This is a genomic window from Croceicoccus sp. BE223, from assembly GCF_031457155.1.
Classification (GTDB): Bacteria; Pseudomonadota; Alphaproteobacteria; order Sphingomonadales; family Sphingomonadaceae; genus Croceicoccus.
Window position 1 is genome coordinate 214126 of sequence record NZ_JAVDWB010000003.1, and the last position, 12537, is coordinate 226662.

At 67.5% G+C, this 12537-nt stretch carries 12 protein-coding genes; 7 read left to right on the forward strand and 5 right to left on the reverse strand.

Translation table 11 applies throughout. The annotated features are described in order from the left end of the window. Window positions 1-32 precede the first annotated feature (32 nt). The 3 genes from J2X37_RS08570 (at window position 33) to J2X37_RS08580 (ending at window position 4045) form a co-directional block, all read left to right on the forward strand. Window positions 33-1961, forward strand: coding sequence for a 2-oxoacid:acceptor oxidoreductase subunit alpha (locus tag J2X37_RS08570; RefSeq protein ID WP_310020017.1), 1929 nt, complete (start codon window positions 33-35; stop codon window positions 1959-1961). A 14-nt stretch (window positions 1962-1975) separates the two neighbouring features. Beyond that, window positions 1976-3010 (forward strand): 2-oxoacid:ferredoxin oxidoreductase subunit beta, encoded by a 1035-nt coding sequence (locus J2X37_RS08575; protein WP_310020020.1) that lies wholly within the window; start codon window positions 1976-1978, stop codon window positions 3008-3010. Between the two features lie 72 nt (window positions 3011-3082). Next, on the forward strand, window positions 3083-4045 hold the full coding sequence (locus tag J2X37_RS08580) for a metal-dependent hydrolase (RefSeq protein ID WP_310020022.1): 963 nt from the start codon (window positions 3083-3085) through the stop codon (window positions 4043-4045). Between the two features lie 15 nt (window positions 4046-4060). Here J2X37_RS08580 and J2X37_RS08585 read toward each other — a convergent pair whose 3' ends face one another. Further along, window positions 4061-4816 (reverse strand): phosphatase PAP2 family protein, encoded by a 756-nt coding sequence (locus tag J2X37_RS08585; RefSeq protein WP_310020024.1) that lies wholly within the window; start codon window positions 4814-4816, stop codon window positions 4061-4063. Continuing rightward, window positions 4809-5534, reverse strand: coding sequence for a phosphatase PAP2 family protein (locus J2X37_RS08590; protein WP_310020026.1), 726 nt, complete (start codon window positions 5532-5534; stop codon window positions 4809-4811). The genes J2X37_RS08585 and J2X37_RS08590 overlap by 8 nt, the downstream gene beginning before the upstream one ends. Before the next feature lie 82 nt (window positions 5535-5616). On the opposite strand from J2X37_RS08590, the gene J2X37_RS08595 reads away from it, so the two are divergent. Continuing rightward, the gene (locus J2X37_RS08595; RefSeq protein ID WP_310020028.1) at window positions 5617-6993 is read left to right on the forward strand and encodes a deoxyribodipyrimidine photo-lyase; all 1377 of its coding nucleotides are present in this window, start codon (window positions 5617-5619) and stop codon (window positions 6991-6993) included. A 99-nt stretch (window positions 6994-7092) separates the two neighbouring features. On the opposite strand, the gene J2X37_RS08600 is transcribed toward J2X37_RS08595, so the two are convergent. The 3 genes from J2X37_RS08600 to purF all read right to left on the reverse strand — a co-directional run bounded on the left by J2X37_RS08600 (window position 7093) and on the right by purF (window position 9804). Then, a complete protein-coding gene (locus tag J2X37_RS08600) occupies window positions 7093-7446 on the reverse strand; it encodes a PilZ domain-containing protein (protein ID WP_310020030.1) in 354 nt (117 codons plus the stop codon). 133 nt (window positions 7447-7579) lie between these two features. Beyond that, window positions 7580-8326, reverse strand: a complete 747-nt coding sequence (locus J2X37_RS08605; RefSeq protein WP_310020032.1) for an SDR family NAD(P)-dependent oxidoreductase — start codon at window positions 8324-8326, stop codon at window positions 7580-7582. Beyond that, window positions 8326-9804 (reverse strand): amidophosphoribosyltransferase, encoded by a 1479-nt coding sequence (gene purF / locus J2X37_RS08610; RefSeq protein ID WP_310020034.1) that lies wholly within the window; start codon window positions 9802-9804, stop codon window positions 8326-8328. The genes J2X37_RS08605 and purF overlap by 1 nt, the downstream gene beginning before the upstream one ends. Before the next feature lie 298 nt (window positions 9805-10102). Here purF and J2X37_RS08615 point away from each other — a divergent pair, with 298 nt between their 5' ends. The 3 genes from J2X37_RS08615 (at window position 10103) to J2X37_RS08625 (ending at window position 12438) form a co-directional block, all read left to right on the forward strand. Next, a complete protein-coding gene (locus tag J2X37_RS08615) occupies window positions 10103-11344 on the forward strand; it encodes a lipoprotein-releasing ABC transporter permease subunit (protein WP_310020036.1) in 1242 nt (413 codons plus the stop codon). A 10-nt stretch (window positions 11345-11354) separates the two neighbouring features. Next, a complete protein-coding gene (locus tag J2X37_RS08620; protein ID WP_310020039.1) occupies window positions 11355-12047 on the forward strand; it encodes an ABC transporter ATP-binding protein in 693 nt (230 codons plus the stop codon). Between the two features lie 106 nt (window positions 12048-12153). Beyond that, complete coding sequence (locus tag J2X37_RS08625; protein ID WP_310020042.1) at window positions 12154-12438, forward strand: hypothetical protein; 285 nt, start codon at window positions 12154-12156, stop codon at window positions 12436-12438. The last annotated feature ends 99 nt before the right edge of the window (window positions 12439-12537 follow it).

Genomic DNA, 12537 nt, shown 5'->3' on the forward strand with positions numbered 1-12537 from the left:
CGGCACGACAGCGGCCAGGCAAGGATAGATCGATGGCGTCTGCACCCAACCTTCAACCCGATGCGGCTCCGGAGGCCGTCGTCGTCCGCTTCGCCGGCGATTCCGGCGACGGCATGCAGTTGACCGGCGGTCAGTTCACGCTGTCGACCGCGCTTGCCGGAAACGACCTTGCCACGTTCCCCGACTTCCCTGCCGAAATCCGCGCGCCGCAGGGCACCTTGTTCGGCGTCTCCGCCTTCCAGATCAACTTCGGATCCACTGCGATCGAGACCGCGGGCGATGCGCCCGACGTGCTGGTCGCGATGAACCCCGCTGCGCTCAAGGTGAACCTTGCCGCGCTGAAACCCGGCGGCCTGATCATCGCCGACACCGGCGAATTCTCGAAGCGAAACCTCGACAAGGCGAAGTACGAGACCAACCCGCTCGAAGACGGCAGCCTCGCCAAGTGGGACGTGCTGGCCTTCGACATCAGCGCGATGACGATGGAATCGGTGAAGCCCTTCGGACTGGGCAACAAGGAGGCGCTGCGCTGCAAGAACATGTGGACGCTGGGCCTCGCGCTCTGGATGTTCGACCGTTCGCGCGAGCCGATCCACGCGTGGCTGAAGCAGAAGTTCGCCAAGTCGCCGGACCTTGCCGCGGCCAACATCGCCGCGCTCGACGCGGGGCACGCCTATGGCGAGACGGCGGAGCTTTCCGGGCCGCTGCGGCAGCTCCACGTCAACCCGGTCGTGACCGAACCGGGCCTTTACCGCACGATCACCGGGGCCGAGGCGATCAGCCTGGGCCTCGTCGCCGGGGCGCGGCTTGCCGAACTGCCGATGTTCTTCGGCGGCTATCCGATCACGCCGGCCTCCGCGATTCTCCACCACCTCGCGCGGCTCAAGGAATTCGACGTCCAGACCTTCCAGGCCGAGGACGAGATCGCCGCGATCTGTTCGGCGATCGGTGCGAGCTATGCCGGGCAACTGGGCGTCACATCGTCGTCCGGCCCGGGCATCGCGCTTAAGGGCGAGGCGATGGGTCTTGCCATCATGACCGAGCTGCCGCTGGTCATCGTCAACAGCCAGCGCGGCGGCCCGTCGACGGGCCTGCCGACCAAGACCGAACAGTCCGACCTCTACCAGGCGGTCTATGGCCGCAACGGCGATGCGCCGATGCCGGTGATCGCCGCGCGCAGCCCGGCCGATGCCTTCGACTGCGCGATCGAGGCGTGCCGCATCGCGGTGGGATACATGACCCCGGTCATGCTGCTGACCGACGGCTACATCGCCAATGCCGCCGAACCCTGGAAGGTGCCCGATCCAGCTTCCTACAAGCCGTTCCCGGCGCATTTCCTGACCGAGAGGAATGACGGTGACAACCTGCTCCCCTATGCCCGCGACGAAAAGGGCGCGCGCCCGTGGATCAAGCCGGGCACGCCCGGCCTGATGCACCGCATCGGCGGCATCGAGAAGGCGCAGGGCACCGGCCACATCGACTATTCGCCCGCCAACCACCAGGCGATGACCGATCTGCGCAAGGCGAAGATCGACGGCATCGACGTGCCGGACCAGGAGGTCTGCCTCGGCGAAACCTCCGGCAAGCTGGTGCTGGTCGGCTGGGGCAGCACCTTCGGCCCGATTCACCAGGCCGTGCGCCGCGCCCGCAGGAAGGGCCGCGACGTCAGCCACGTCCACGTCCGCAACATCTGGCCGCTGCCGCAAAACCTCGGCCCCCTGCTCAAGGGGTTCGAGAATTTGCTGGTGCCCGAAATGAACACCGGCCAGTTCAAGACCGTGCTGCGCGACCAGTTCCTCGTCGATGCCCGCCCGCTGACCAAGACCAGCGGCCAGCCTTTCGCCATCGCCGAGATCGAGGCGGCGATCGAAGCCTATTTCGACAGCGTCGAGGGCAACGAGGGCGGGGAGGTCGAAGCCAACGACACCCAGCTTCCCAGCCCCGAAGCGATCAATCCGTAAGAAGGTCTGACCCCATGAACGACATGACTCCCGTGCAGACCACGATCAAGGACTGGGAAACCGACCAGGAAGTGCGCTGGTGCCCCGGTTGCGGCGACTACGCGATCCTGAAGGCGGTGCAGCGCACCTTGCCGCAGCTTGGCAGCGATCCGGCCAACACCGTCTTCGTGTCGGGCATCGGCTGCTCCAGCCGCTTTCCCTATTACATGGAGACTTACGGCTTCCACACGATCCACGGCCGCGCGCCCGCCTTCGTCACCGGCATCAAGCTGGCAAATCCCGCGCTCGACGTGTGGATGGTGACCGGCGACGGCGACGGCATGAGCATCGGCGGCAACCACACGATGCACATCCTGCGCCGCAACCTCGACGTGCAGATCCTGCTGTTCAACAACGAGATCTATGGCCTCACCAAGGGGCAGTATTCGCCGACCAGCCGCATCGGCACCAAGAGCCCGTCGACGCCCGCCGGTTCGGTCGACCGCCCGGCGCAGCCCTGCGCCTTTGCGCTGGGCTCGGGCGCGCGCTTCGTGGCTCGCGGCTTCGACGTGTCGAAGAACTTGCCCGACGTGCTGAAGGCCGCTCACGCCCACAAGGGCGCGGCCTTCGTCGAGATCTTCCAGAACTGCATCGTCTACAACAAGGACGTCTTCAACGACTTCGCCGCGCCCAAGGGGGCGGAGGACCAGCAGCTCTGGCTCGAAGACGGACAGCCGATGCTGTTCGCGAAAGGCACCAAGGGTCTCGCCCGCGACGTCGCGAACATGACGCTGAAGGTCGTCGATGTCGTGGATGGCGACTGGCAGGCGGCGGACGTGATGGTCCACGACGTCAAGAACCGCGCGCTGGCGCACATGCTGGTCGAGCTGCCGTTCGGGTCGTTCCCGATGGCGCTCGGCGTGATCTACGACGATCCCCGCCCGGCCTATGACGCGGTCGTGGCGGAGGATCTCGCCAGGGCGCGCGAAGGCAAGACCGCCAACCTCGCCGCGCTGCTCGCCAAGGGGCAGACGTGGACGGTCGACGGCACCGTGCAGGATCCGGTCTAGGCGCGTCCCCATCGGGCGCTGCCGCTCGCCATCATCCGAATGGGGCACGCCTGACGGCTCGCGCATGATACCATGGACAATCTGACGCACAGCCTTGTCGGCGCGGTCCTGGGGCAGGCGGGGCTGAAGCAACGGACCGGGTTGGCGATGCCGGCGCTGATCGTCGGTGCCAACCTGCCCGATATCGATGCGGGCTGCGTCGTCTACGGCATCGAGAGCCTCGCCATGCGGCGGGGGCTGACGCACGGGCCGATCGCGTGGATCGTGCTGCCGTTGCTGCTCGCGGCGTTCCTGTGGTGGTTCGACCGGTGGCAGTCCCGCCGCGGCACACGGCCCGATGCGCGCCTGCCGGTGCGCTTCGGCTGGCTTTGGGGGCTGGCGACGCTGGGCTGCCTGACCCATCCCGCGCTCGACTGGCTCAATTCCTACGGCATTCGCCTGCTCGAACCGTTTTCGAGCCGTTGGTTCTATGGCGATGCGCTGTTCATCGTCGATCCATGGCTCTGGGCGGCGCTCGCCCTCTCGCTCTGGCTCTCGTTCTGGCGGGAGACGGCGGGCGCGGCGCATTGGCGCAGACCCGCGCTGGTCGGGTTGGCGGTCATGCTGGTCTACGTCAACGCCAACTTGGTCCTCAGCGCCAGCGCGCGGGCCGCAGCGCCGCAGCGCGATGCGATCGCCGTGCCGGTGCCGCTCCAATTCTGGCGCCGCGACCTGATCATGGAAGCGGACGGGGTCGTCTATCAGGGCAAGGCGTTGCTTGGCTGGGGATGGCCCGCCGGGCTGGATGCGAAGGTACGCCTGCTGACAAACCGCACCGCCTGCCTCCACCCGTTGCAATTGCCGCAATTCGCACCCGACGACCGCGCGCTTGCGGCGTTCCTGTTCTGGTCGCGCGCTCCCTATATAGAGCCGGTCGAACGCGACGGGCAGACGGTCGAGGTCCTGCGCGATGCGCGCTTCACCGGTGCCGCCGCCGCGCGTTTTACGGTCGAGATCGCGGTTCCGGCCGAAGCGGAAGCCTGCGCGTTCGATTGAGCGCTTCGGGGCCGGTCAGTGCAGGGTCGGTCTAACCGGCTTCGGCGCGGCCTCCCCATGCGCCGCAGCCGGCGGCTCGATCTTCCGCCTCTTCTGCAGCACCAGCCCGACAAGGCCCATCGCCAGCGCCCATGCGCAGCCGACCAGCCAGCCCGCGATCATGTCGCTGGGCCAGTGGACGCCCAGATAGACCCGCGTTGCTCCGATCGTCAGCGTGGCCAGCAACGCGAGGACGACGATGAAGACGCGCGTGCTCCGTTCCTCATATCCGCGAGCGACCAGCACCGCGATGGTGAGGTAGACGATGGCGCTGTTCATCGCATGCCCGCTGGGAAAGCTGCCGGACGAGGCATCGACGAGGTGAGGCACGATATCGGGGCGCGGGCGGGCGAACTGGTTCTTCAGCAGCCCGCTGACGATCGCCCCGCCGCCGACAGCGACGGCGAGCAGGGCCGCCTGATGCGCGCGCTTGCGCAGCAGCAGGAAGGCAACCGCGATCAGGGTCACCAGGGTGAGGATCGTCTCGCTGCCCAGCGCGGTCAGGTCGATCGCGGCGGTCTTGAGAAAGGCTGGGCCGATCGGAACGGCCAGGTCATCCTTGTGCCGCAGCGCCAGTTGGATGGCGCGATCCCACGTGCTCGTCTCGCCTTCCGTCATCTCGCCGGCAAGGCCGCCGAAGCCCATCGCCAACGCCATGACGACGAGAAGCCCCAGCAGGGGCAGGAACTCGCTGGCGATCCGACCCCGCAGCCGGTTCAACATCTCAGTCATCCCTTGCTGCCGCGGCAGCCGTGCTGTCGGCAACCTTGTCTGCGGGGCGCTGCAGCAGCGCGGCGGCGATAAAGGCCCAGCCCGCGCCGCCAAGCCAGCCGGCCATGACGTCGCTGGGCCAGTGCACGCCAAGCCACACCCGGCTCCACGCGATGGCGAGCGAGGCGACGATCGCGATGCCGATCACCGTCAGGCGCACCGATTGCCGCGCCGAAAGCGTCGTGAAGGCCAGGGCCATGGCGATGTAGACGACCGCCGAGTTGAAGCTGTGGCCCGAGGGAAAGCTGGCGCCGCCCGCTTCGGTCAGGTGCGGCACGATTTCGGGGCGGGCGCGGCCGACCAGGTTCTTGATCGCCGAATTGACCAGCCACCCGGCGATGACGGTCGCCGCGAACAGCACCGCCTCGCGTCGCAGCCGCACGAACAGCAGCGCGACAACCGCACCGAGGGCAAAAAGATTGCGCAGCAGCACGCCGCCGAGCGCGGTCACGTCGCGAACTGCCTCCAGCAGCATCTTGGGCCCGCGTGGCACCAATCCGTCGGCCCCGCGCCAGAAGAGCAGGCCGGTATCGTCGATCCCGCGCGTCCGCCCGGTTTCCACGGCCCAGACAAGGGCGGCGAAGCCCAGCCAGCACAGCGCGCCGACGATCAGCGCGCGGGTCCGGTTGATGCGCCAGCCGCGCGCGGGAAGCTGGACTGTTTCGGCAGGTACGGTCATGCCAGCGGGAACCCGCTCGCGGCACGCTCCGTTCCCGAAAGGTGACCTCGATTATCCCAATGTCGACCATCCCGGAGAACGAATGACTGCCCCCCAGATCGTCTGGTTCCGCCGCGACTTGCGCCTTGCCGACCAGCCCGCGCTTTGCGCCGCCGCTGCCGCCGGGCCGGTCATCCCGGTCTTCGTGCTGGACGACGAGGGTGCGGGCGAGCGCCGGATGGGCGCCGCCTCGCGCTGGTGGCTGCACCATTCGCTGGCCAGCCTCGACGCCGCGCTCGGTCGGCACCGGTCGAAGATGGTGCTGCGCCGTGGCCGGGCAGAGGATGTGCTGGCCCGACTGGCGGAGCAGACCGGGGCGGCATCGGTCCACGCCATCCGCCATTACGAGCCGTGGTGGCAGGCGGCGGAAGAGGCGCTGGCGAAGACGGTCGACCTGCAGCTTCACGACGGCAACTACCTGTTGCCGCCCGGCGCGGTGACGACCGGATCGGGCGATCCCTACAAGATCTACACCCCTTTCGCGAAGGCGGCGCGCCAGCAGTTGCCGGCGCGCGATCCGTTCGACGAACCGGCGCTTGCCAATCCCGACGACTGGCCCGACGGCGACGACCTGGCCGACTGGACGCTGTTGCCGACCAGGCCCGACTGGGCGACCGGTTTCGCCAAGGCCTGGAAAGTGGGCGAAAGCGCCGCGCACGAGCGGCTGGACGCCTTTGCCGACCAGGTCTCGGACTATGGCGAGGCGCGCAATCTCCCCTCGCAAGACGGCTCGTCCCGCCTGTCGCCGCACCTGCATTTCGGCGAGATCAGCCCCGTGCAGGTGTGGGATCGCCTGTCGCGGCACGGCGGGGAAGGGGCCGATACCTTTCGCGGCGAGCTGCTCTGGCGCGACTATGCGCAGAACGTCATCTGCCAGTTTCCCCGATATCCCGAGGAGAGCTACCGCGACTATAGCAGCGGGCTGTGGCGCAATCCCGATCGCGGACACCTGATCGCAGAAGATTTGGAGGCGTGGCAGCAGGGGCGCACCGGCTATCCGATCGTCGATGCCGGGATGCGGCAGCTCTGGGTCACGGGATGGATGCACAACCGGGTCCGGATGATCGCGGCGAGCTTCCTGGTGAAGCACCTGCTGATCGACTGGCGGCATGGCGAGCAGTGGTTCTGGGACTGCCTCGTCGATGCGGATTACAGCAACAACGGCGTCAACTGGCAGTGGATTTCAGGGACCGGCGTCGACAGCAACATGTTCTCGCGCATCATGGCCCCGCTGACCCAGTCGGAGAAGTTCGACGCCGCCGGGTATATCCGCGAATGGGTGCCCGAACTGGCCGATCTTTCCGACGAGCAGATCCACGACCCGGAGGGCATGTTCCGCCCCGCCGGCTATCCCGAAAAGATCATCGGCCACAAGGAAGCGCGCGAGCGGGCGCTTGCGGCCTGGCGCGAGGTGAAGTGATTGGCGCAAAGGCGATAGAAACGCAAAGCGCGCGGCAGCGAGAGGGGTGGCTGCCGCGCGCTCGTTCGGCCCGGAAGAGACAGGCCGTGGGAAAGGCGTTCAGACCCGGCGGGTCGTGCGCACGCTGCCGCGATAGCGGTTGACGATGTCGTCGTAGACGATCGGGCTGAGCAGGTTCTGGAAAGCGCAGCCGACGAGGTTGTTCTGCCACCAGATCACCTCGCACTGCAGCGCGGCGAGACCGGGCAGCTTCAGCCAGCACAAGGTGCCGACGGCAAGCCGGTTGACGCACACCGCCGAGAAACCGCCGAGCGAGAGATCCTGGACCTCGCTCGAAAAGCCGTGCCCGCCCGCCGGGCGCAGGGTCACCGGGATGGTGAGCTGAAGACGCGGCGAGCTGCGGTCTTCCTGCGAAGCCTGGAAATATCGGTCGGACATGAAGTACTCGGTCATGGCGCAAGCTCCGGCATGAGGAACCCAACATGGTCCCGTTCCACGGGGACCCATGGCCGAATATCGCGGGTTGGCGCGGGACTCGGCCGTTCTTGAACCAGCCCAGTGTGCCCCAAACGCGGTTAAGACGAAGTTACCGCGCGTCCTTAACGGAAATAATCTCGCCGTTTGGAAACGGTTCACCAATCATGTTGGCCATGAAGGTGGCGACGTTTTCGGGCGGCTGGACCGTGGCCGGATCCTCTCCCGGAAAGGCGCGGGCGCGCATCTCGGTGCGGGTGCCGCCGGGGTTGACGACAGCGGCACGGATCGCCGTGGTGTTGGCGTTTTCAAGGGCGTAGCTGAGCAGTAGGTTGTCGAACGCCGCCTTGGTCGAGGCATAGGCCGCCCAATAGGCCCGGGGGCTTGCCCCGACGCTGCTGGTAACCCCGATGACGCGGCCCGCCTCGGCCCGCTTCAGCATCGGGTGGAAGGCGGCCAGCAGGTTTTGGGTCGCCGCGACGTTAACCGTGAGCGCGCGGCTGAAGGCGCGCGGATCGATGTCCTGCACCGGGGTCAGCGGCACGAAGACCGCGGCGTTGATGACCAGGATGTCGAGCGCATCCCAGCGTCCGCCGATGGCCGTGGCTAGTCGCGCGATCGAGTCGGGCTCTGCCAGATCCATCGGTGCGATCGTCGCGGTGCCGCCGGCGGCGTGGATCGTGTCCTCCACCTGTTCCAGCTTGCGGTCGTCGCGCGCGGTCAGGATGACGTGCGCGCCGCGCCGGCCCAGTTCGATCGCGGTCGCCGCGCCGATGCCGCGGCTTGCCCCGGTGACAAGCGCCAGCTTGCCCGCCAGGCCCTTGTCCCGGGCCGGCTGCTGCGCCGAATTGTCGTCCATCACGCGGCCTTTTCGCCGATCAGCGGCAATTGCGGGGCTTCACGCTCCGACAGGTCGGTCAGCGATGTCGGGTATTCGCCCGAGAAGCAGGCGTCGCAGTATTGCGGGCACTTGGCCTTGCGCTCGCTTTCCCCGACCGCGCGATAGAGCCCGTCGATCGACACGAAAGCAAGGCTGTCGGCCTGGATGAACTGGCGCATGGCCTCCACCTCCATCCGCGCGGCGAGCAGCTTGGAGCGTTCGGGCGTGTCGACGCCGTAGAAGCAGGAATGCATCGTCGGGGGGCTGGCGATGCGCATGTGCACTTCGCTGGCGCCGGCATCGCGCATCATCTGCACGATCTTGAGGCTGGTGGTGCCGCGCACGATCGAATCGTCGATCAGGATGATCCGCTTGCCCGCGACCAGCGCGCGGTTGGCGTTGTGCTTGCGCGCGACGCTGGAGTGGCGCTGCCCGTCGCTGGGCTGGATGAAGGTGCGGCCGACATAGTGGCTGCGGATGATGCCCAGTTCGAACGGAACGCCCGATTCCTGCGCATAGCCGATGGCGGCGGGCACGCCCGAATCGGGCACCGGGATGACGATGTCGGCGTCGGCCGGGCTCTCGATGGCGAGCTGCTGGCCGATCGCCTTGCGCACCGAATAGACCGAGCGGCCACCGGTCACCGAATCGGGGCGGCTGAAATAGACGTGTTCGAAGATGCACGGCCGCGCCGCAGGCGTGCCGAAGGGGCGGTGCGAGCGGACCGTTCCGTCGAAGTCCACCTCGACCAGCTCGCCCGGTTCGATCTCGCGGACGAATTCGGCGCCGACGATGTCGAGCGCGACGGTCTCGCTGGCGAACACGGTCGCGTCGCCGAGCTTGCCCATCACCAGCGGGCGGATGCCCAGCGGATCGCGGCAGGCGATCATGCCGGCATTGGTCATCACGATCAGCGAATAGGCGCCCTCGACCAGGCGCAGCGCATCGACGAAGCGGTCCAGCATCGTCGGATAGCGGCTGGTGGCGACGAGGTGGATGATCACCTCGGTGTCGCTGGTCGACTGGAAGATCGCGCCCTTGCGCACGAGATCGGCGCGAAGGTGCATGGCGTTGGAGATGTTGCCGTTGTGCGCGATGGCAAAGCCGCCGCTGGCAAGATCGGCGTAGAGCGGCTGCACGTTGCGCAGGCCCGCGCCGCCGGTGGTGGAGTAGCGGACGTGGCCGGCGGCCATTTCGCCGGGAAGCTGGGCCAGCGCCTCGCCGGTCGAGAAATTCTCGGCGACGTGGCCGGTGCCGCGCCGCGAATAGAATTCGTGCCCGTCGAAGCTGGTGATGCCCGCCGCTTCCTGTCCGCGGTGCTGCAGGGCGTGGAGGCCGAGCGCGGTGACGGCGGCGGCATCGCGGGCGCCGATCACGCCGAAGACGCCGCACTCCTCGCGCAGCTTGTCGCCATCCGCATCGAGGAAGGGATGGTGGGAAAATTCAATGGGCTTCATGCCTTGAGTGTTCCGCTCTGTTGCCGGCCACGCGCTTGCGCTGCCTGTCAGGCCATGCGCGCGCGGTGCCTAGCAGAAAGGCACCGTCGCGTCACGCGCGCCTTTGCCGATGTTTCATCGCGATTACAACCGGCGATTGGCCCGGCGGTGCCCGCGCGGTGCAGCAGATGGGGGCGCCGGGCGCGCATGCCAAGGCGGTGCTTGCTCTTGCGGGAACCGCGGCCTAGTCAGGCCGTTCATCGCACCACTTGCCGGCGCGGCAACCTTGCCCCGCCGCCCATCAGGCAGTCATTCCGGTTTGATCCTCTCTCCTTTCGAATGGACCATCGCCAAGCGCTACATGCTGCCGGGGCGGGGCGAGGCGTTCATCGCCATGGTCGCGGGCATCAGCCTGGTCGCGGTCATGCTCGGCGTGGCCGCGCTCGTCATCGTGATGAGCGTGATGAACGGCTTTCGCGCCGAACTGCTGGACAAGATCGTCGGCCTCAACGGCCACGCGGTGATCCAGGCCTACGGCGGACGGTTGAACGACTGGGAATCGGTGCTGGAGGACGTGCGCAAGACGCCGGGCGTCACCGCCGCGCAGCCGCTGATCGAGCAGCCGTTGCTGGGCAGCTATGAAGGCCGGGTCGAGGCGGTGCTGGTGCGCGGATCGACCGTGGAATCGATCCGTGAGCTCAAGGAGAAGACGCTGCTCGGCAGTGTCGACCTGCTGCAACCGGGTGAAAACCGCGTCGCCATCGGCTCGCGCCTTGCGCAGAACCTCGGCATCCGGGTCGGCGATGTCATCACCGTCATCAATCCGCAGGGCCGCGCCACGCCGTTCGGCACCGTCCCGCGCGAGATCGGCTACGAGGTGGCGGCCATCTTCGAGATCGGCATCTACGACTACGACAACGCCTATGTCGTCATGCCCATCCAGGACGCGCAGACGCTGATGCTGATGGGCGATACGGTCGGCATGATCGAGGTGATGACCGAAGACCCCGACACCGTCGGCGAGACGCTCGCCCCGCTGACCCAGAAGCTGGCGGGCCGCGCGGTGGTCAACGACTGGAAGACGATCAACGCCAGCCTGTTCGAGGCGCTGGCGGTCGAACGCGTCGCCATGTTCGTCGTCCTCTCGATCATCGTGCTGGTGGCGGTGTTCAACATCCTGTCTTCGCTCATCATGCTGGTTCGGGCCAAGACCCGCGACATCGCGATCATGCGCACGATGGGCGCGACGCGGCGCTCGATCCTCAAGATCTTCGTCACCGCCGGCTTCCTGATCGGTGCGCTCGGCACCGGGGCGGGGCTGGCGCTGGGTTTCATCGCGCTCGAATTCCGGCAATCGGCGGTGAAGCTGGTCGAACTGCTGACGGGGCAGGAATTGTGGGATCCTTCGATCCGCTTCCTGTCGGAACTCCCGGCGCGGACCGATCCGGCCGAAGTGGCGGTCATCACCGGCATGGCGCTCATCCTCTCGTTCCTCGCCACGCTTTACCCCGCGCTGAAGGCGGCGAGCACCGATCCCGTTCAGGTCCTGCGCTATGAATGAGTTTGCCCCCATGTCCACCGGCACGCCCTCCGGCACACCGGTCGTCGAACTGCGCGGCCTGACCCGTTCGTTCACGCAGGGCGGCGTCACCATCGACGTGCTGCGCGGCATCGACCTGGCGATCATGCCCGGCGAGATCGTCGCGCTGCTCGGCCCGTCCGGGTCCGGCAAGTCGACCATGCTGCAGGCGGTCGGCCTGCTCGAGGGTGGCTTCGGCGGCGAGATCACGATCTGCGGCAAGCGGGCGGAAAAATCGAACGGCGATGCGCGCACCGCGCTGCGACGCGATCACCTGGGCTTCGTCTACCAGTTTCACCACCTGCTGCCCGATTTCGATGCGCGCGAGAACGTCGTGCTGCCGCAACTGGTCGCCGGAAAGCCGCGAGCGGAGGCCGAGGCCAGGTCGGAGGAGCTGCTGACCGCGCTGGGTCTCGGTGCCCGGCTCGATCACCGGCCCAGCCAGCTTTCGGGCGGCGAGCAGCAGCGCGTCGCCGTGGCCCGCGCGCTGGCCAACAAGCCGCAACTGGTCCTGGCCGATGAGCCGACGGGCAACCTCGACGAGGCGACGAGCGACCGGGTGCTGGAGGAATTCCTGCGGCTGGTCCGCGGGCAGGGCAGCGCCGCGCTGATCGCCACCCACAACGAGCGGCTGGCCGCGCGGATGGACCGGGTCGTGCGCCTGCACGAAGGCCTGCTCTCCTGATCCGTTTCGTTTCCGGGCGGCGGCAAGATCGCCCGCTTTCGAGGGATACGCGCCGCGCCCCGTGCGTTTGATCCCCGTACGGACACAATGCAGAAAGGGCGCGCCCATGAGCGACCACCCCACCACGTTCCACGCCGAACCGCTGGACCCGACCGAAAGCGATTGGGAAGACGGCGCGACGCTGCACCGCAGGGCCGAGGGCGAGAGCAGCGACATGCTGCGCGGCTTCAACGTGATCAGAAAGGGCACGTTTGCCGAACTGATCCGCTTCGTCACGCGCTTGCCGGCAGAGGATCGTCACGGCCTCGTCATCCAGAAGCGCGGCGATCGCATGTTCACGCTCGGCGAGATCGAGGCGCTGGCCCGGCGCGACGATTTTCCGGCCGGTTGAATCGGCACTCGGTGCAGGCTGTGGCCTAAACCGGGGACATTCCTGTTGAAACGGCCCGTTTCGCGTGGATGCGAGGCGGGCCGTTGTTGCGAACGGCGG